This window comes from Paenibacillus tyrphae, assembly GCF_027925525.1.
GTDB classification, from domain to species: Bacteria; Bacillota; Bacilli; order Paenibacillales; family NBRC-103111; genus Paenibacillus_G; species Paenibacillus_G tyrfis_B.
Genome location: NZ_BSDJ01000009.1, coordinates 215,524 through 235,708, shown reverse-complemented (window position 1 = coordinate 235,708; position 20,185 = coordinate 215,524). Strand labels below are relative to the sequence as shown.

At 55.7% G+C, this 20,185-nt stretch carries 18 protein-coding genes; 14 read left to right on the top strand and 4 right to left on the bottom strand.

Annotated features, from left to right (window positions below):
• Positions 1–102: 102 nt before the first annotated feature.
• The 3 genes from QMG93_RS13425 (at position 103) to QMG93_RS13415 (ending at position 4,379) form a co-directional block, all read left to right on the top strand.
• A complete protein-coding gene (locus tag QMG93_RS13425) occupies positions 103–1,278 on the top strand; it encodes a DNA sulfur modification protein DndB (protein WP_281937187.1) in 1,176 nt (391 codons plus the stop codon).
• Positions 1,278–2,450, top strand: a complete 1,173-nt coding sequence (locus QMG93_RS13420; RefSeq protein WP_281937186.1) for a DNA sulfur modification protein DndB — start codon at positions 1,278–1,280, stop codon at positions 2,448–2,450. Before QMG93_RS13425 ends, QMG93_RS13420 begins: the two co-directional genes overlap by 1 nt.
• A 285-nt stretch (positions 2,451–2,735) precedes the next feature.
• Positions 2,736–4,379, top strand: a complete 1,644-nt coding sequence (locus QMG93_RS13415; protein ID WP_281937262.1) for a transposase — start codon at positions 2,736–2,738, stop codon at positions 4,377–4,379.
• Between the two features lie 434 nt (positions 4,380–4,813).
• Here QMG93_RS13415 and QMG93_RS13410 read toward each other — a convergent pair whose 3' ends face one another.
• The gene (locus QMG93_RS13410) at positions 4,814–6,022 is read right to left on the bottom strand and encodes an ROK family transcriptional regulator (RefSeq protein ID WP_281937184.1); all 1,209 of its coding nucleotides are present in this window, start codon (positions 6,020–6,022) and stop codon (positions 4,814–4,816) included.
• 213 nt (positions 6,023–6,235) lie between these two features.
• On the opposite strand from QMG93_RS13410, the gene QMG93_RS13405 reads away from it, so the two are divergent.
• From QMG93_RS13405 to QMG93_RS13390, 4 genes are all read left to right on the top strand, one after another.
• Entirely contained in the window at positions 6,236–6,973 is a 738-nt protein-coding gene (locus QMG93_RS13405) for a class I SAM-dependent methyltransferase (RefSeq protein WP_281937182.1), read from the top strand.
• Position 6,974: 1 nt separating this feature from the next.
• Entirely contained in the window at positions 6,975–7,970 is a 996-nt protein-coding gene (locus QMG93_RS13400; protein ID WP_281937180.1) for an MBL fold metallo-hydrolase, read from the top strand.
• Between the two features lie 208 nt (positions 7,971–8,178).
• Positions 8,179–9,255 carry a Ger(x)C family spore germination C-terminal domain-containing protein gene (locus tag QMG93_RS13395; RefSeq protein ID WP_281937178.1) on the top strand — a complete coding sequence of 359 codons (1,077 nt, stop codon included), beginning with the start codon at positions 8,179–8,181 and terminating at the stop codon, positions 9,253–9,255.
• Positions 9,256–9,257: 2 nt separating this feature from the next.
• A complete protein-coding gene (locus QMG93_RS13390) occupies positions 9,258–9,908 on the top strand; it encodes a hypothetical protein (RefSeq protein ID WP_281937176.1) in 651 nt (216 codons plus the stop codon).
• Between the two features lie 68 nt (positions 9,909–9,976).
• Here the strand turns inward: QMG93_RS13390 and QMG93_RS13385 are convergent, their stop codons facing one another.
• Entirely contained in the window at positions 9,977–10,492 is a 516-nt protein-coding gene (locus QMG93_RS13385) for a phosphatidylglycerophosphatase A (protein WP_281937175.1), read from the bottom strand.
• Between the two features lie 10 nt (positions 10,493–10,502).
• Entirely contained in the window at positions 10,503–11,375 is an 873-nt protein-coding gene (locus tag QMG93_RS13380) for a sensor domain-containing diguanylate cyclase (protein WP_281937173.1), read from the bottom strand.
• Between the two features lie 196 nt (positions 11,376–11,571).
• Between QMG93_RS13380 and QMG93_RS13375 the strand changes: the two genes are divergently transcribed.
• The 3 genes from QMG93_RS13375 to QMG93_RS13365 all read left to right on the top strand — a co-directional run bounded on the left by QMG93_RS13375 (position 11,572) and on the right by QMG93_RS13365 (position 14,129).
• Positions 11,572–12,612 (top strand): GerMN domain-containing protein, encoded by a 1,041-nt coding sequence (locus QMG93_RS13375; RefSeq protein ID WP_281937171.1) that lies wholly within the window; start codon positions 11,572–11,574, stop codon positions 12,610–12,612.
• Positions 12,613–12,757: 145 nt separating this feature from the next.
• On the top strand, positions 12,758–13,516 hold the full coding sequence (rph, locus tag QMG93_RS13370; RefSeq protein ID WP_281937169.1) for a ribonuclease PH: 759 nt from the start codon (positions 12,758–12,760) through the stop codon (positions 13,514–13,516).
• The gene (locus QMG93_RS13365) at positions 13,500–14,129 is read left to right on the top strand and encodes an XTP/dITP diphosphatase (protein WP_281937168.1); all 630 of its coding nucleotides are present in this window, start codon (positions 13,500–13,502) and stop codon (positions 14,127–14,129) included. The genes rph and QMG93_RS13365 overlap by 17 nt, the downstream gene beginning before the upstream one ends.
• Positions 14,130–14,145: 16 nt before the next feature.
• Here QMG93_RS13365 and asnB read toward each other — a convergent pair whose 3' ends face one another.
• Positions 14,146–15,990, bottom strand: a complete 1,845-nt coding sequence (asnB, locus tag QMG93_RS13360; protein WP_281937167.1) for an asparagine synthase (glutamine-hydrolyzing) — start codon at positions 15,988–15,990, stop codon at positions 14,146–14,148.
• A 311-nt stretch (positions 15,991–16,301) separates the two neighbouring features.
• Here asnB and QMG93_RS13355 point away from each other — a divergent pair, with 311 nt between their 5' ends.
• From QMG93_RS13355 to clpP, 4 genes are all read left to right on the top strand, one after another.
• On the top strand, positions 16,302–16,643 hold the full coding sequence (locus QMG93_RS13355; protein WP_036690680.1) for a hypothetical protein: 342 nt from the start codon (positions 16,302–16,304) through the stop codon (positions 16,641–16,643).
• A gap of 228 nt (positions 16,644–16,871) precedes the next feature.
• On the top strand, positions 16,872–17,780 hold the full coding sequence (locus QMG93_RS13350; RefSeq protein WP_281937163.1) for a hypothetical protein: 909 nt from the start codon (positions 16,872–16,874) through the stop codon (positions 17,778–17,780).
• Between the two features lie 171 nt (positions 17,781–17,951).
• On the top strand, positions 17,952–19,241 hold the full coding sequence (tig, locus tag QMG93_RS13345; RefSeq protein ID WP_281937161.1) for a trigger factor: 1,290 nt from the start codon (positions 17,952–17,954) through the stop codon (positions 19,239–19,241).
• Positions 19,242–19,588: 347 nt separating this feature from the next.
• Positions 19,589–20,179, top strand: coding sequence for an ATP-dependent Clp endopeptidase proteolytic subunit ClpP (gene clpP / locus QMG93_RS13340; protein WP_010493986.1), 591 nt, complete (start codon positions 19,589–19,591; stop codon positions 20,177–20,179).
• Positions 20,180–20,185 lie beyond the last annotated feature (6 nt).

Here is a 20,185-nt window from a genome sequence, read left to right as displayed (position 1 = left end):
ATGTTTCGTGTCTTTCCGGTGTATAATGGAATTATATGAACCTATTATAGTAAACTATATGCATATAGCTTTACGCGAGGTAAGCCAAGGAGGAAAACGGTTATGGATCAAATTTCATCTCTGTCGGAGCTGCTGGCGGAGCAGAAAGCGTCATCGTATATCGAAATCCCCGGGGCGATGTCCCGGACGTTCGGACAGACTACGCTTTCGACCACGCTTCCGATGAGCAAGCTGTTCGCCATCTACGAAGTGGATTTGGAGGTTCAGCGCTCCATCGTTCCGCAAAACTTGTCCAAGATGATGGACTATATCATGCTCTATCTGGATCACGGACAAGGCATTTATTTTCCGGGGATCATCCTCTCGGCCCGCGGCGCGGGAGAGTATGACGCGCAGGCGCGGGTCTACCGTTTGCAGGCGATCGAGAAGCTGTACGTCGTGGACGGCCAGCACCGGCTTGCCGCCTTCCGCCGCCTGATGGAAACGCTGCAGGGCGCGATGGCCCGGGCAAAAGACCGCCGGGAGTACGACCGCATGGAGGAAATCAGCGCGAAGCTGAGCAAGCTGTACGCTTTCCCGATGTCCACCATGATCTACCTGGACATCAACGCGCGTCAGGAGCGGCAGCTGTTCTCCGACATCAACAAGCTTCCGCGCAAAATCGGCGGAAATCTGGCCGTTCTCCGCGAGCAGCGCCGGTTCTATCACGTGCTGGCCTCGAGGCTGGTGGAAGATGCGCCTGTGATGAAGAATCTGCCTGTCGACATGTTTACGGAGCGAGGCAAAGGGCCGGAGTATTTGTTCTCCTACCACTTGCTGATCGAAATTTTGATCGGCTTGTTCGAAGGACGGCTCAAGTCGGCGGCGCGCAACAACGGGTACTATTTTGAGGAAAAAGAGATCGAAGAGCATTTGAAGTTGGCGGCGCTCTATTTCGAAAGCCTGCTCAAATACTTGCCGGAGCCGGAAAAGGGCGAGCTCTGCTGGACGGAAAACCTGCAGATCGCGCTGGCGATGTTCTTCCACGAGGAAGTAACGAAAACCGGCACGTTCAACAAATACGCGCTCGATTACGCGCTCAAAATTTTGCCGCATATCGACTGGAGCGCTATTTACAGCGGAGACGAGAAAGACCGTTTGCCAAGACGCTCACGCATCGTAAAAGCGTATCAGTTCGTCAAAGATTTTTACGTGGAGCACCACATGTTCCTGATCCGCGACGATTCGATGGGGCAGCAAGCTTTTCCGGGAGATAGCTCTAAGGAGGACGTCGGTTAATGGACGGTTTAAATTTGCAAATGACCATACATCCGTTTTGCGATCGGTTCGGACTCGCAACGGTTGCGATACAAGTGCAGGATCTGCTTAACTACACCACCATCGATCCGATGGTGCAGCGGAAGCTGAGCGGGGGACAACGCCGCAAAATTTCCAACTACTTGCAGGAGCGCGAGCTCGACCGCGTCTTTTTCGGTCCGGTCACCTTAAGCTTGCGCGACGTAAGCAGCTTGGCTAAGGTGCAGAATGGCCTGTACCTTCGTCCCGGCTCGAAGCTGAGCATTCTGGACGGCCAGCACCGCATTCTCGCTCTCGGCTACGTGAACGAGCAAATGCTCAAAGAAGCGCGCAGCCTGGACAAGAAAGTCGCCGCCATGAAAATCAAGCACCGGAAAGCGCCGGACAATGCGGAGATCGCAAGCGAGCTGGAGCAGCTGGAAGGCCAGGTCGAGCAGCTGGAACGCCGCCGTCTGGAGCTAATGGAAAGCGAGCTGGCGGTGCAAATCTACATCGGACTGAGCGAGGAAGAAGAGAAGCAGTTGTTCGGGGATATCAACTCCAAGGTTCAGCTCGTCAGCAAAGAGCTCGGTCATTCGTTCGACTCGATCGATCCGCTCAACGTCGTCATTCAGCAGGTCGTGGACCACAACGTCTTCTTGAAGTCCGCGGGCGTAGAGCGACGGGCTAACCTGACTGCTTACAACAAAAACTTTACGTCGTTCAGCTGGATGTACTCGACCGCAACGATGCTGTTTACCGGCAAAATGCAGCCGTCCTACGAGCTGGCGCGCCGGATCAAGCAGGACCCGTCCACGTACATCGAGATCTTGCACCAATTCTACAGCACGCTGATTCCTCTCATGCCGGAGCAGCCGGGGCTGCCGCAGTACACTTCGGCGTCCCGCGCCATGCAGGAAAGCGTCGCGCTGTATGCACACCGTCATTTGTTCACGGACGGCAAATATACGAAGAACTGGACCAATTGTCTGAACATCTTCGAAGGCTTCGATTGGACGCACGAGAACGAGCAGTTGATCGAACGATTCGGAGTGCTGGACAACGGCAAGCTGAACCTGATTCACGAAAAATCGCTGCGCAAGCATGGCAAGCTCGTTCAGCTGTTCCAAGAGCTGCACGGCGATTCGGCCGAGGATGGCGAAGCATCCGCTTAGGTAGTTTGGAAGAGGAAACCTAAAATTAGGCGTCCCTGCATTGCATTGCGGGGGCGCCTTTTTGATATGCCGTTGAGGGCAAGAGACGACGGCAAGGTGCGTTAAGCGAGGATATTAAACGTTGTATCGGGGTTAGCGGAACCCAGGAGACTGTCGATTAATTCCCTGACGTGCACTTGCCAAAATACTAATAAAACAACTCATTTTCTCTGTATTTCTCGAAAAATCTCCGTTATTCATGGTATAATATTACTACTATGAGGGGAGGCGGCAGGGTTGAAGCAGGTGCGCTACAAACAGTTGGATCAGATGTCATTCGCCGATTTGGAAGTATACTCGGTGTTACCGGAACATCCCGTCTGGAGTCGGGCAGCTGAACTACTCGATTTCAGCTTTGCCGACGAGATCTGTGCGCCACTTTACTCTACCCGTGGACCAAAACCATACGCGCCTTCACTTAAACTGAAATTGCATATTGTACAGCGTTACTACAATCTTTCTGACCGCGAAATGGAAGAGCGTGTAATTGGCGATTTGTTCATTAAACGTTTTTTGGGTTTACCGGTTAGTTTCATCGGATTCGATCACAGTACGATCGGACTTGACCAGGAACGAATGGGTTCTGCACTATTTGATGCGTGTCACCACCACATTCTCGCCCAAGCGAAACAGAAGGGGCTCTGGGGTGACAACAAGGACATTTGGCTTGTCGACTCGTTTCACACCAACGGGCACATCGCTCGGCTGTCGGCTTACCGTCTCATCAAGCAAGCCGTTCTCCGTGTACTCAGTCATCTTAAACGCGCGCACCGCGTGCTATACCGGCAGCTTGGACTGGAACTGGACCTGAAGCTACTAATCGCCAAGCTACCGGCCGATCCGACGCCCGAAGATGTCACTGCTACTTTCAGTCGGCTGGTCGTCCTTGCATACGGGCTGTTGCATTGGTTTGAAAAGGAGACGATTCGCCCCATTTTCTGGTCTTGGCAGGACCGTGACCGGCAACTCGCTTCCCTAGAGAGGCAAGCGATTCTATTCCGTATTCTCACCGAGAATACCATGCCTGGCGATCCGGATGATCCGAATGACGCCTTCCGCAAGCGCCCGCGCAAAGACCGGCCTGCGAACCAACTGCTTAGCAGCGTGGATCCGGATGCGCGAGTCAGTAAGAAAAGGTCGATCACCTATAGAGGTGACAAAATCCAGGTGGTCATGTCTGCCGCCAACGATATGGTGCTAGTGGCTGAACCGATTGCCGGCAATGAGACGGACGGAGATCGCCTGCAGGAACTGCTGGATGTGGTTCAGCAGAAGCATGGTGTGAAGCCTGCCATTGTGGTGACCGACTCCGCATACGGCCGTGGTTACCATCGTCGCGATTTGAAGATTAAGGGGATTACTTTTGCAGCACCACTCCAAGGCGTCAGCGATAACTTTACTGGCTTGTATTCGAACGAGAACTTCTCTTATGACGTAGAAGCTGGCACGGTAACCTGCCCGGCCGGGCAGGTTACCCAGAAAAAGTCCTACAACCGGAAGCTGGAAGGAACGCAGTACCACTTTCCGAAGACGACCTGCCTGGCATGCCGCCTTCGTGAACAGTGCACAGCCAGCGTACATGGCCGGAAGGTATTCATTAGCGACTATTACGACGAGTTCCAAGAAGCCAAGGCATTCAATGAGACGGAACAGGCTAAACAGCTCTTCCAACTACGAAATAGCATCGAACGCAAGAATAACGAATTGAAAAACCATAACGGTCTCGGTCACGCCCGTACCCGCACCAGAGAGAAGCGTCGCGTGTACGTGAAGGTTGTGAGCATGGTCGTTAACCTTAAGCAATTTGTTAAACAAAGAAATCCACTCACCTTGGGGTTCGTGCGGAAACGTTCCTCTGGTTTCTCGTTGCCAATTTTACCGGCGTCATGAAAAAAAGAAATTCGAAATGCTGACATTCTACACCCCATTTGCACCCGAGAATCTGCAGAAATCCCCCAATTTTCAGCTTTAACAGGGGAAGTAAGTCTAATGGGTACAATTTAATCGACAGTCTCCCCATGTGCTCTAGTCGTGTCGAAAAATGTTCATATCCCCTAAAATAGGGCTGTTAGCGCACCACAGACAGATTCGCTATTTTGAAATGCCAGGCGAATTCTGGGGGCATAGGGTACGTGCAGTTCCGCTAATTTTGGTGAAAGTCTAGGGCATCCGCTCTTGGCTATCCGGCGTCTGGCCGTCAGCATTTGGCCGCCGGCACTCGCCAGCGTCCCTCGGAGCCCTTCATCACCTGCTCCCTCGTCCCGGGTTCATGGATCCCGACACCCCGCCATCGGTACCATGTCACGTACCCGGCCCCGTCCAATCTATACCGCGCTTAGCTTGTTCACGATCAGCAGCGCCGCCCCGGTGGCGAGCGCTTCTTCGCCGAGCGCGCCTTGGCTGAACACCACCTGATATTTGGGATAATAGTATGTTCTTTGAATCGCGACGCGCGTCGCGGTATGGAAGAAGCCGGTATGGCCGCCGATCAAGGAGCCGCCCAGAATGACCTTCTCCGGATGCAAAATGTTAAGCAGGTTGGACAGCCCGATGCCGAAATAGGTGGCCGCTTGCGTAAACAGCTCGACCGTCAGTGGGTCGCCGGCCTGCAGCGCCTTCTGGAGATGGGCGAACCCGATCTTCTCCGGGTCGGGTTCCAGACGGAGCAGCAGGCTGTCACGGCCTTGCTTGAGCCGGGCTTGCGCTTGCTGCTCCAGCGCATGAATGGAAACGTACGATTCGAGCGCGCCGAAGTTGCCATGATTCCACAGCCGGGGGCCGTCCGTTTGGATGATCATTTGGCCGATCGACCCTTCCATATCCACCGCCCCATAGACGACCTGCCCGTTCGTCATCATGGCCGAACGCAAGCCGACGCCGACGTGAACGTACAGCAAATGGCGGTAATCGCGCTCCCGGTCCGACCACGATTCGCCGATGAGCGCCGTATTCGCTCCGTTGTCGAGCAGTACCGGAAAGCCGAGGCGGCTTTCCAGGAAGCCGGTGACGCTGACATTTTTCCAGCCGGCGGCGGCGAAATGAAGCGGCTCCAGCAGCATGCCGGAAGCCCGGTCCAGCGGCCCGACGGCCCCGATCCCCATCCCGAGCACCTTGTCGGCCGGAAGAGAGCGGCGATCCAGCATGGCGCGGGCTTCGGCCACAATCTCTTCCAGCAGCACCTCGGGGGTGACATCCTCCGTCATGACCCAGCGCTTGCTGTCCAGCTTGCTCAGCTGCAGGTCGAATAGAATAAGCTTGGAGTACATTCGTGATATATCCAATCCGAACACATAGGCATAATCGGGATTCACCGTATACAAAATCGGCCTGCGTCCTCCGGTCGATTCGCCGAAGCCGGCCTCCGCAATAACCCCTTGGGCCGTTAATTCCTCCAGCGTCCGGGTTAAGGTACTGCCCGTCAGCCCGCTTTTCTCCAGCAGATCGATCTTGGAGACCGTCCCCTGCTTGCGGATTTGCTCGAAAATTTCTTTATGCTTACGCCCGGCGATGCGCTGTTCAATGGCGGTTGTCATCTTTTTCCTCCGTTGCCAGAAGAGTCTTTTTCGTTTTCAACCGTTAATTATACTACAGTCCCCGATGACCCGCTATCCTTCCTTGAGAAAAACGAAGTACCGCTTCAGCGCGAACGGCAGTTTCGAACAAAAACGTGCGTTCAGGCGGGACCTTCTGGTAAAATAGGGCTTAGTTTGTCTAGGCAAGCTTGGGATAGAAGGGACGAAAGCGAAATGACCGAATGGTTCGAAAAAAGCTTCGGACGGGATTATCTGCTCGTCTATAAGCATCGCGATATGCAAGGCGCATATGAGGAAGTGCGCCGGATGATGGAGTGGCTGGAGCTGCCCGAGGGAGCGGAAGTCCTTGACCTGTGCTGTGGCATGGGGCGCCATTCGATGGCGCTGAACGGATTCGGTTTTCGGGTTACCGGAATGGACTTGTCGGAGGTGCTGCTGGCGGAAGCGAGAAAGCTGGATACCGCAGGCGAAGTACGCTGGGTCCATGGGGATATGCGCAACGTGCCGATAACCGATCAGTTCGATGCGATCGTCAATTTATTTACGTCATTCGGTTATTTTTCCGGCGATCGGGACAACGAGCAGGTGCTGCGGGAAATGTACCGTCTGCTCGCGCCGGGCGGGCGGTTCATTATCGATTATTTGAATCCGGCCTATGTGGCGGAACATTTGGTACCGCACTCGGTTAGAAGCGTCGAAGGAATCCATATCGATGAGAAACGCCGGATCGAGGACGGATTCGTGCGTAAAACGATCGTGCTGCAGGACGGAAGCGGATCAGGCGAGCGGGTCTACGAGGAGCAGGTGAAGCTGATCGGACAGGAGCGTTTCCTGGAAATGCTAGAGCTGGCAGGCCTGAAAATCGACGCCATTTACGGCGATTACGACGCCTCGGCTTATGAACCCGACCGATCGAAACGAATGATCTTTGTCGGCAGGAGGGACGTATAATATGGACGGATCGCCATCAAGCCGCCACGGGAGCGTAACGAAGCACGGCGACGTGCTCCAGATCAAGGTGCCCTTGCCGTTTCCGCTGCGCTGGGTAAACAGCTATTTGCTGCCGGGGGAGAGCGGCTGGACGCTGATCGACCCGGGGCTGCGGACGGAGGCGGCCGAAGCCGTCTGGACGTCGGCGTTTGCGGAGCTTGGGCTCGGCTACTCCGACATCGACCGCATCGTGCTGACGCACCATCACCCGGACCACTACGGGCTGGCCGGATGGTTTCAGGAGCGCACCGGCGCGCCCGTGCTGATGTCGCGGAGCGGGCTTCACCAGACGCGCTTGCTCTGGGGAGACGGGCAGCCGATGACGCAGCAGATCATCGGGCTTTTCCGGCGGGAAGGGCTGCCGGAGGAGCTGGTGAAGCCGATGGAGGAGCATTTGCAAAGCTTTGTCGCGTCCGTTTCGCCGCAGCCGGTAGTCACCGTCGTGGAAGCCGGGGAGCGCGTAAGGCTCGGCCGCGAGGAATACGAAGCGATCGAGACACCGGGGCATGCCGCAGGGCATTTGTGCTTTTACCGGGCGGAGACGGCCGTCATGTTCTGCGGGGACCACGTGCTTCCGCAAATATCCCCGAACGTCAGCTATTTGCCCGGAGGGATCGACGAGAACCCGCTTGCCAGCTACTTGGCCAGCCTGGAAGCGATTCGCCGCTATGAGGTGCGGCTCGCTTTTCCCGGTCACCGGGAGCCTTTCGGCCATCTGCAGCAGCGGGCCGACGAGCTGATCGCCCATCATGCGGAGCGTCTGGAGGCGATGCGGTCGAAGCTTGCGGAGCCGGCCACGGCGTATCACGTATGCTCGGCGACCTTCGGGGAGCGGCTCAGCCTGCACCAGCTGCGCTTTGCGCTGTCGGAAACGATTGCGCACCTGATCTGGCTGCGTGAAGCCGGCAAGCTGACCGAAAGCGTACGCGAGGGGCTTGTATTTTACCGGCAAGCGTAGTACGAATCCAATCCGCCGGTTTCGACCGACCGGCTGCCAGGCGGCATGACTCGTTTTTCGATGGAGTCGGCCGCTTTTTGATCTAGGCCGGGTGTGAAAAAACTAGGTCTGGAATAAAAAGGAAGCCATTGGGGAATAGTAGATGATCTGTAACGCGTTTTTTTGTTAACGGTTATCGGACTATTTTTTCAACTGGAGGCGGCTTCCTTTGAACATAAAGCGAATCTTAATGAACCGGGCCGTATCGCTGCCGCTCGCTGCGGCTTGCCTGCTGCCCGTGGCGGGGTGCGTCCGCTTGACGGATGCGGAGCCTCGCGCATTACAGGCGGAGGAAGCGAGGCTCGTAGCCGCAGGCATTGACGAGGGCCCCGGCGGCCTTCGCGTAACGACGGGCTACGGACCGCCTGCGTCCGGCCGCCCGCTTCAGCCATACTCGAATGCCGGTCCTCGGATGCAATCGTTTGTTTCGTTCCAGGCTGCGGCTTACCGATGGGAGCGGAACCGGCCGCCTGAGCTTGTGGCGATCGGCGAAGCCTGGGCGCGCTCGCACGGCTTCCCGGCTTCGTGGACGAGGCAGATCCGGATGCTCGGCGTGAAGCAGGGCCGCAGACCGCTAGTGGCGGTGGTGGAAGGGACGGCCGAACGGTTCGTCAGCAGCCCGGACACGATGAACGGCGGCATTGCACGGCTCCGGGAAGGAGGCTGGACCGCGGATCCGCTCCGCTTTGCGGGGAGCGCGTACGAGGACGATGTGGTCCTGCCCTACTTGTCCGCAAGTCCGGCCGCAATGGACAATATTCCCAGCCGATCGGGTGTTTCAACCCGGGCGCTTTTGTTTAAGAAACAAGAGCTTGTGACTGAGTTGACCTCGTCCCAAAGCAATCTGCTCGCTTGCATGATGGGGGGTTACGGTCTGCCGAAGCTCGAATGGTCTTCGGATGTGACGCGATTTGCTACCGATTCTCCGCTGCTGCGTAATATAACTTGCCGGGCTGAAATTGCGAGCAACGGCGATTTGAAGCAGCCCCGGCTGAACATGGTGATGCGGGTGGCGGCTTCGCCCGGTGGACCATCCGTTACCGCCGATAGTTGGGCATCGAACCTGCAGCGGCAAGGAACGGAATTGATCCGGTTGCTTCAAGACCTGCGCTCCGATCCGCTGCGCTTGGGGGAGTCCGTGCGGCAGCAATATCCTGGCGTGTGGAACCAGGACCGCTGGCGTGACGCCCTCACCCGCGCTCGAATCGATCTGCAGGTTAGGGTTACATTCGACGGAGGTGCTTGACGATGAAAACAAAAAAACACGCACAATGGATGAGAACGGCGGCTCTGTTGTCCGCACTGATTCTCACCGTGACGCTGACAGCTTGCAAGAAAGAGGCGGCCCAGCCGCCGAAAACCCCGGATCCCACTCCGACGGAGCAGACGACACCGCCGGGACAAACGACTCCACCGGGGCAAACGACCCCGCCAGGCCAGTCAGGACAGACGACGCCGCCGGGTCAGACCGGTCAAGGCGGAGAGGCGGCCAAGCCGCCGGAGGAAGCTCCTATCAAGATGGGTCAGCTTCAGTACAGCGAATTGGAGCGGACGACCGTCGCCACGACGGCCAAAACCGCCGGCGTTCCGACGCATTATTTGCCGGAGCGGGGAGCCTCGGACGATAAGATCGATCAGATGGGCACCAGCGCCAAGCTGCTGACGCTGAAATATTACAAGATGACGATCATGGAATCGCCGGAAGAGATCAAGCCGAGCGGCAAGGTGGAGTCGAAGCAGGAAGTAAAGCTCCGCAACGGAACGGGTCAATGGATCACGGCTGACGGGCACAAGACCCTGCACCTGAAGCTGGACAAGACTTATATTGCTCTTAGCTCGGACAAGCTGTCCCAAGCAGACCTGCAAACCGTAGCCGAATCGTTGGCGACATTGAAATAACCGATAGGCGTTAACCAACGGATTTACAATCAAAAACGGCGCTCTCCTCGGAGAAGCGCCGTTTTCCATTACGTCTGCGTACTTTCCTTCTCTTTCTGCTTGCGGTGGGCGATGCGGCTGCTGGCGGACGCCGCAATAGCGCCGACGATATCGTCGAGGAACGTGTGCTTGTGCTCGCCGCTCTTATCGTTCAGCCGCCCGACCAGCCCCGGCTTGATTTTGTCAATATATCCAAAGTTGGTTAGCCCGATGCTGCCGTACACATTGACGATGGACAGAGCCAGGATTTCGTCGCAGCCGTACAGCCCCTCGTCGTTTTCGATCATCTCCTGAAGCGGAGACAGCAGCTTGCCCTCCTCGGCCAGCACGTCGAGCTGAATCCCCGTCAAAATGGCATTCTGCACCTCCCGCTTGCTGAGGACCTGCTCCACGCTTTCCCGACACTCGTCCATCGTCAGGTTAGAGTAATAATCTTTTTGCAGAAAATAAGTAAGCTCCGCCATATCTTCCATGGTGACGCCGCGCTTCGTCAGCCACAAGGCCGAAGCTTCGGCAACCTGCTTGCTGTTCAAGCTGTAGCTCATAGAGGCCTCCTTAGGAATCCGAGAAAAACCGGAAGTGGTTTTTACCTTGCTGCTTCGATGCATACATCGCCGTATCGGCGCACTGCAGCAGCGTTTCGATATCATGCCCGTCCTCGGGATAGCAGGAAACGCCGATGCTGCTCGTAATGCTCATCGTTTGGCCGTTTAGCTCGAAAGGCTGGTTTAGCGTCTGCGCGATTCTGCCGACGATCTTGGCAACATCCTCGCGGTGCTCAAATTGCTGCACCAGCACGACGAACTCGTCGCCGCCCATCCGGCAGACCGTATCCGGCTCCCGGATGGAATGCGAGAGACGGGAAGCGGCCATGGTCAGCAGCTCGTCGCCGGTGGCATGGCCGTATGTATCGTTAATGCGTTTAAAATCATCGAGGTCCAAGTAAATGACGGCCAGCTTATGGTGGTAGCGCTTCGCCATATTCAGCGATTGGCTAAAACGGTCTTGAAACAGCCTGCGGTTCGGCAGTTGAGTCAACGGATCGTAGTAAGCCAGACGGGTCAGCCGTTCTTCCTGCTTTTTGAACGCCGTGATGTCTTTGGCTGCCAAGGCGGCCTGCCATCCCGAAGACTTGCATGCTAACGGATATCCTTGGCCTTCAAGCCATACGAGAGCTCCGTCCGGCAGCACGGCCCGAAACGTCATCGCGAACGGTTCGCGCTCTTGAAGCAGCCGGCGGCATGCCTGCTGCAGCGGAAGGAGATCGGTTTCGTACACCCAGCGGAACAAGGCCAAGCCGTAGTTGGGTTCCGGGGACAAGCCGACCGGCGAACCGGTCTCGTCCAGTACCCACAGCCAATCCGGAGATTGACGCACAACGGCCCGATATAGGTCGTCAGGCACGAAATCATGAAGACGGTTTTCCATGGGAAATCACCTCTTTTTGGAAAAACACATCTATATTATAGGCTTTTAGTACCGTACAAATCAAGGATATATCCGTCCAAAGTACCATAAACGAAATCGTCCTCCGAATCGGACAAATTGGTGTCATAAACTTGTCTGCCGCCCGTATACATAAAAGTAAAAACGGACAACACCCAATACCAAGGAGGAACACGCAATGAAACAATACAAATGGATACGATGGGCCGCCGCTGTCGGAATGGTCGCTCTGCTTGCCTCCGGCTGCTCGCCTTTGGGAAAGAAGGAACAGTCGCAGCAAATCGATCCTCCGCCGGTCGGAGCGGACGCCATGGCCACAAGCGGCAAAATGTCCCAAACGGTTACCAATCCGATGCAGGTGACGGTTTACGCCAAGGATGAAAAAGGGTTCGTCGCTCCGATTGCCGTTCAAGTCGAGAAGACCCAGGGCGCCGCCCGCAAGGCGCTGGAATACATGGTGGACGGCGGTCCGGTACAAGGACGTCTGCCGGCCGGATTTACAAGCCTCCTTCCCAAAGGTACCGAAATTAAAGGCATTAACATCGTGGAAGATCAAAAACTGGCTATCGTTGATTTTTCCAAAATGTTTACGGATTATAACTTGCAGGACGAAAGAAAAATTATGGAAGCCGTCACCTGGACCTTGACGGGCTTTCCTTCGGTAGAGAAAGTGCAGCTTCGCGTCGAGGGCAAGCCTTTGAAAGAAATGCCGGTCGGCGGCACGCCGCTGGACGAACCGCTGACCCGGGCGATCGGAATCAACGTGGAGAAGCCGGGAAGCGTCGAGTACGGACAATCGACGCCGGTTACGCTGTATTTTCTAAATCAGAATCAGGAAAATTACAGCTATTACGTGCCCGTTACCCGGCTCGTCCCAAGGACGGACAACGTTTCGGAAGCGGTCATCCGGCAGCTTATTGCAGGACCGGATCAGAAGAAAGGTCTGGTTGCCGTCATGGCTCCGGGAGCCGAGCTGCTCAAGGTGGACAAAACGGACGACTTGATTACCGTCAATTTCTCGGACAAAATGCTCGGCCCGGATAAAAAGGCGCCTGCCGAAGCGTTGAAAGCGGTCGTCTTGTCGCTTACGGAGAATACGAATGCGGCCGCCAAGGTGCAAATTCTCGTGAACGGCGACGCCAAAGTAAGCGCAACCGATAATCAAAGCTACGCGAAGCCCGTATCCCGGCCTCAAACCGTGAATCAGCTGAAGCTGTAGCGTCATGCCTCATAAACGAACGCTCCTTCCTGTGCGGCCCGCTTCCGGAAGGAGCGATTTTTCGTTTCCGCAGGCCCGTTTGGTTTTCCTGAGGCGCTCTGGTACAATGGGAACGTGAAAGCCAAAAGGAGGAAATGAGACTTAAATGAGAAGCGACGGGAGAAGAGTCGATCAGGCGCGTCCTGTGAAAATTACGACCAATTACAATAAACACGCCGAAGGCTCGGTGCTGATCGAAGTGGGAGATACTCGGGTCATCTGCACGGCGACGGTGGAGGAACGGGTTCCGCCTTTTATGAAAGGGCAGGGTAAAGGATGGGTGACGGCCGAATACTCGATGCTGCCCCGGGCGACTTCGGTCCGCAATCAGCGCGAAGCGGCCAAAGGCAAGCTCGGCGGACGTACGATGGAAATTCAGCGGCTGATCGGACGGGCACTGCGTTCCGTCGTCGATCTGGAAGCGCTGGGCGAACGTTCCATTACGCTGGACTGCGACGTGATTCAGGCGGACGGCGGCACACGGACGACGTCGATCACCGGCGCATTTGTCGCTATGGCGATCGCAATGGATAAAATCGCGCGGGAGCGGAATTTGAGCCGGTTCCCGATCACCGATTTTCTCGGTTCCGTGAGCGTGGGCATTATTCAGGAGCAGCCGTGCCTGGACCTGAACTATGAAGAGGATTCTAAAGCGAAGGTCGATATGAACGTGGTGATGACCGGCCAAGGCAAATTCGTCGAGGTGCAAGGAACCGGAGAAGAAGCCCCGTTCTCCCGGCAAGAGCTTGACGCGCTGCTGGCGCTGGCCGAAACGGGCATCCAGGGCATGATTCGGGAGCAGGCGCTGGCGCTTGGACCGATTGCCGAACGCATTAAGGGGGCATCCCATGCGGCTCGGAGCTGAGGTCGTCATCGCGACGACAAACGCTGGTAAACTTAAGGAATTCGAGAAGATGTTCCGGGAGAAAGGCATCGCGGTCAAAAGCCTGCTCGATTACCCGGAGATCCCGGACATCGTCGAGGACGGAGATACCTTTGCGGCGAACGCCTTGATCAAAGCCAGAACGGTGGCCCGGCGACTCGGCGTTCCTGCGGTGGCGGACGACTCCGGCTTATGCGTGGATCGTCTGAACGGCGCACCGGGGGTATACTCCGCCCGGTATGCGGGCGAGCCGAAGGACGACGCCGCGAATAACCGCAAGCTCGTCGGCGAGCTGGACAAGCTGGAGCCGCTGCCCCGGCCGGATGACGCGGCTCATCCCGAAGCGCTCAGCCCCGCCCGTTTCGTCAGCGCTATTGCGCTCGTAGATGCGGAAGGAACGCCGCTTGCCGAAGTCGAAGGGACGTGCGAGGGCGTCATCATCCGCGAGCCGCGTGGCAGCGGGGGCTTCGGGTATGATCCGTTGTTTTACGTCCCGCAGCTCGGCCGGACGCTGGCAGAGCTGACGCTCGAAGAGAAAAATGCGCTCAGCCATCGGGGGCAGGCCATCCGTAAATTGTGGGATTTCCTGGCCTAAGGAAGCCGTATTGCCATTATCGGATCGATACTTTGTAATGGCGCAGCCAAGTGTCGACTTGGGCCAAATAAGCGAACAACTGCGGCCCGGTCATCAACTGGCCGAACCAAGGCAGCTGAAACCGGCCTTCGGCGTCCTCTGCGAGGATGCGGATTTTGGCCGTATCGATAAACGGAAGCAGAGGCGAGGAAGGGTCGTCTAAGATGTCCAATACCCAGGAGCGGACGGCGGTCAAATAGTTCGGATTGTGCGTTTTCGGATACGGGCTTTTTTTGCGGGCCAGCACGTCTTCGGGAAGTATGCCGCGGAGCGCTTTGCGCAAAATGCCTTTCTCCCGGTCGCCGGCCGTTTTGACCTCCCACGGAATGTTCCATACGTATTCGACCAGCCGGTGATCGCAGAACGGCACGCGCACCTCAAGGCCGACCGCCATGCTCATCCGGTCTTTGCGGTCGAGCAGCGTCGGCATAAAGCGGGTGATGTTCAAATAGGACATCTCCCGCATCCTGTTTTGCTGTCCGTTCTCGCCGGCAAGACGGGGCACTTCGGAGAGCGCTTGGCGGTAGCGGTCCTGAACGTATTGGGCGGGCTTCACCCAATCGACGAATTCGGGAGACAGCAGGGCGATACGTTCAGGGGTCGCAAGCGACCAAGGGAAGGTTCCGGCATTCAGCGCTTCCTCCCGGTGAAACCAGGGGTACCCGCCGAAAATTTCGTCGGCCGCCTCGCCGGATATCGCCACTGTGGCGCCTTTTTTAATTTCGCGGCAAAACAAATAAAGCGAACCGTCCACATCGGCCATTCCGGGCAAGTCCCTGGCCAGCACGACGGTTCGGAGCGCCTCGACCAGTTCCGGCGTATCGAATTCGATCGCATGATGTACGGTCTCGAGGTGTTCCGTCATCCGCTTGATCCAAGGCGCATCCGCATTCGGCTGAAAGGCGCTTGCTTGGAAATGCCTATCGTTGTCGACATAGTCGACCGAATAGGTGTGCAGGGCTCCGAGCCCTTGCTGCGCATAGTATTGTGCGGCAAACGTCGTTAGAGCACTGGAATCGAGACCGCCGGACAGCAGCGTGCAGATCGGCACATCCGAAGCGAGCTGACGGATCACCGTGTCCCGTAGCAGCTCGCGCACTTTGGCGGCCGTCGTCTCCACGTCGTCCTCATGCGGCTTGCTTTCCAGCTTCCAGTAGGCGCGTACGCTTAGGCCGCGCGCATCCATGACCATGCAGTGACCCGGCTTCAGCTCCTGCATATTTTTATAGACGCCGTGTCCCGGCGTGCGTGCCGGCCCGATGGCGAAAATTTCCGCCAGCCCTTCGCCGCTGATCTGAACCGTAAAGTCCGGATGCGCCAGGATGGCCTTCGGCTCCGAACCGAACAGCAGCCGGCCTTCTGTGTAGGAATAGAAAAGAGGCTTGACGCCCAGCCGGTCGCGTACGAGGAACAGCGTCTGCTCTTCGTTGTCCCAGATGGCGAAGGCGAAGATACCGTTGAGCCGGTCGACGCAGGCTCGGCCCCATTCGACGAACGAAACGAGCAGCACCTCGGTGTCGCAGGTGGTGGCGAACCGGTGGCCTCGCTGCTCCAGCTCTTTTTTTAATTCGGGCGCATTGTATAGCTCGCCGTTATAGACGATCGTTATTGTATTATCCCCGACTTTCCGGGTCATGGGCTGGGCGCCGCCTGCCGGATCCATGACGCTCAGACGGCGGTGGCCGAGCGCGCAGCGGGGCGTGATCCAGCTGCCGGAGGCATCCGGACCGCGCGAGGCGAGCGTATCCGTCATCGTCTCGAGAACGGACGGATACTGGGTCAAATCTTTGTTCCAATCAATCCATCCCGTGATTCCACACATAGCTTTCATCCTCTCCGGTCTTCCAGAATCTGTCGCTCCCACGAGGGGTCCAAAGATGACAGCAAGATGTTAAAGGTTATGCTTGGCGGGAGCGGATGATGTCTGTCCGGACGAGGCGCGACGTGGAAAACTTGATGAAAAAATGGACAAACGGCCGAAGAAAAGTTACACTTAGCGTATAGGTGTATTTTTATAACAGCCTGCGTTTTGGAGACCGATGTATAGAAAGCGTCGGTTTTGTCTCACGCTATAGCTGGGAGAACGATAGGCAGGAAGACAATTGATCAACAGGTAAAGGTGGTTCATCATTAATGAAAAGAACGTTCTCAGAACAGCAGAAAGAATACAAGGAAGCCAAAGAAAACTTCGAGAAGGCGAATAAAGAATTTGAGCAAAAGCTCGCTACGACGAAAAAACTCGGTAACGTAACTCCGGAAGTGATGGAGCAGCTTGTCGGCGATACGGGACTTCATATTGCATTGAACCGGCTCGGTGCGGCGGAAGCCGCGCTTCTGAAATGGTCGCACGAGATGATTCAGAACGAACGCGACTATTTGCAAAATAAAGAGCAGGTCGATCGCATGTACAGCTTCATCGAACAAAATCCGCACATTAAAGCGCAGCTCATCCAAGCCGCGATGAAAATGGAATAGATTTCGGAATATGGAACGCTAAACAGCGCCTGCATAACGGGCAGCCCGGATGCCGTGGTTATTACGCATCCGCGGCTGCTTTTTTACGTCCGCATAACGCGCTTCCGAATCCGGCATTCTAATTTGGAATGGACAGGTAAGCGGGTCGCGGCAGGAGATTTTGCTTTCGCTTCTTTTTTGGGGTACACTGGCATTCATAAAGAAGCTCAGCAAGAAAGGCGGTGTTTCATGAGCGGGCAGACCAATGACAATGTGATTCTTTTTCCGAAAACCGTCGAATTTTACCAGTTCGAACTGACCCGGCTCCTTGAAGCGGAACGCTACGGAGAAGCGATGAAGCTCCTCCGCTTTTTGCTTGCCTGCCAATCGGACGACGACCGGGCGCGGGAAGAATGGCGGTCCTTGCTCGATTGGCTGCAGGTCATGTTCCCGGATCTGGCACTGGGGCAGGAGGACGAAAGCGAAGAGCTCAGCGAAGCGGACCTGCTGCGGCAGCATATACACGCCAAGGGCGAGCAGAAAGGCGACTATGCGAAGCGGCTGCTGGCCAGCCTGCGGGAGCAGCATGCCGTGGACAAGCAGCTGCTGGCTCTGGATCAGCTCGCGTTCTTGGAAGACGAAGGGATCGACGAAGAGCTGATCGGGTGGTTGAAGGAGGATGCGGGGCGGCATCCGCTGATCCAGTTCAAGGCGCTGCAAACGCTCAAGAAGCGGGGCGCGACGGGCAGCGTAACGCTGCATAAGAACGGCGAAGCGACGGTCGTCGAGATCGAGGATACGCCTGCGTCCTTCGACCAGTTTCCTTCGCAGATTCAAGAGATTATTAACCGCGTGCAGGAAATCAGCGAGACGCAGCACCCGGCGCTCTCGTATTTTGCGTCGGAGACGTGGAACGAATTTTTGGCGTTTATTTACGGAACTTCCGCTTACCGGCAAATGCTGCGGCAGGACGCGGCCTGCGTGGACGTATGGGCGGCGGCGCTGCATCTGACGTTGCTAGAACAAGTATTTGAAGGCGGGGACAAAGCGGAGCTGCTCGAATTGTACGGGATTACGTCGGATCTGGCGTTCCAGTGGGAGCAAGCTTACCGGATGATGCAGCAATTTGCCGCAAACGTATTCACCCGGAGATTATAAAATGGCGCCGCGGGACGATTTCCCGACGTTTCCGCGTTAGAAGCCTTGAAAACCGCATTTATTACGGTTATAATATAGTGGTTATATCGGCGGGCTTGTCCGGGTTGTACCGCAACTCCGCCAGAACGTGACAAAATTGCGATGGATAATTTTTGGAGGGGAAAGCATAAAATGAAAGCAAGCTGGGAAAAGATAGAGAAGAACGTAGCCGTTCTTGATATTGAAGTGGATGCGGACCAAGTAGCCGCCGCTCTGGACAAGGCATTCAAAAAAGTCGTAAACAAAGTAAACGTTCCGGGCTTCCGCAAGGGCAAAGTGCCTCGCGCTATTTTCGAATCGAAATTCGGCGTGGAAAGCTTGTATCAAGACGCTCTCGATATCATCGTGCCTGACGCTTACATTGCAGCTGTTCAAGAGACGGGCATTCAGCCGGTGGACCGTCCGGAAGTGGACGTCGAGCAATTTGGCAAAGGCCAAGTTCTGAAATTCAAAGCGAAAGTTACCGTGAAGCCTGAAGTCGAGCTTGGCGAGTACAAAGGCATCGCTCTTGAAGCTCCTTCCGTCGAAGTAACGGCCGAAGAAGTGAACGAAGAGCTGGAGAAGCTGCAAAAGCGTCATGCGGAACTCGTTCCGGTAGAAGCAGGCGCAGCCGAGAACGGCGACATCGTCTCGATCGACTTCGAAGGCTTCGTCGACGGCGCTCCTTTCGAGGGCGGCAAAGCGGAGCGTTATTCCCTTGAGCTTGGCTCCGGCAGCTTTATCCCGGGTTTCGAAGAGCAAGTTGTCGGCCTGGAGAAAGACGGCGAGAAGGACATCACCGTAACTTTCCCGGAAAACTACCATGCGGAAGAACTGAAAGGCAAAGAAGCCGTTTTCAAAATCAAGCTGCATGACATCAAGCGCAAAAACCTGCCTGCACTCGACGACGAGTTTGCTAAAGACGTGAGCGAGTTCGACACGCTGGACGAGTACAAAGCGGATCTGGAGAACAAGCTGAAAGAGCGCAAGCAAAGCGAAGCCGACCGCAAGAAAGAAAACGATCTGGTAGAAAAAGCTTCCGAAACTGCCCAAGTGGAAATTCCGGAAGTTATGATTAACGACGAAGCGGAGCAAATGGTGAAAGAATTCGAAAACCGTCTGCGCACGCAAGGCATGAACATCGACATGTACTACCAGTTCACCGGTCAAAGCGCCGAGGACCTCAAAGGTCAAATGCGTTCCGACGCCGAGAAGCGCGTACGCAACAACCTCGTGCTTGAGGCGATCGCGAAAGCGGAAAACCTTGAAGCGACAGAAGAGGAAATCAACGCCGAGCTGGAGAACCTGGCCCAAATGTACGGCCGTTCCGTTGACGAAATCCGTACCATCTTCGCATCGAATGGCAATTTGGGATCGCTGCTGCAAGATATCGTCAACCGCAAAACCGTGAAATTCTTGGTTGACAACAGCAAAACGGCTTAATTCGGAAATTGTATAAACGCGAACATACATGCAAAGGCACGTGTACATCCATGCGTGCCTTTGTTTTACCTTAAATCGCGTTGACGGTTTCCGTGAAACATGCACATAAGAAGTACATAAGCATAACATAATAAGCGTTACATAAGAAGCAAACGAACCATTACATATGCGGTACATAATGAAATACATAGGCGGCGGCAAGGCGGTCCTGTCCGGCAAAACATACGTTAGCGGCCGCAACGTTTGTTCGTATCGGGCAGGAAATGACTTTAGTCTTTAAACGTGCTACAATGTTTTGAGTAAGGCTGAAAGTGGTTTGCATTTTATGAAGTAAAGGGGTTGGGACGATGACTCTGGTACCTATGGTTGTGGAACAGGAAGGCCGCGGCGAACGCTCTTACGATATTTACTCGCGTTTGCTGAAGGATCGTATTATTTTTTTGGGCAGTGCGATCGATGACGACGTCGCCAACCTGGTTATTGCCCAGTTGCTTTTCTTGTCGGCGGTAGATCCCGAGAAGGATATTCATTTGTACATTAACTCCCCCGGCGGTTCGGTGACGGCCGGTATGGGTATATATGATACAATGCAATTCATCAAGCCGGACGTTTCGACGATTTGTGTCGGCATGGCCGCCAGTATGGGGTCCCTGCTGCTCACGGCAGGTGCCAAGGGCAAACGCTACGCGCTTCCGAACAGCGAAGTGATGATCCATCAGCCGCTGGGCGGCGTCCGCGGGCAGGCATCGGATATTAAAATTCATGCCGACTGGATTATCAAAACGAAGCAGAAGCTAAACCAAATCTATGTGGAGCGTACGGGGCAGCCTTACGAAAGAATCGAACGCGACACAGACCGTGACAATTTCATGAGCGCCGAAGACGCGAAGGCGTACGGTCTCATTGATGCGGTTATCACTCGCAGTGATCTGACTTAGAAAAGG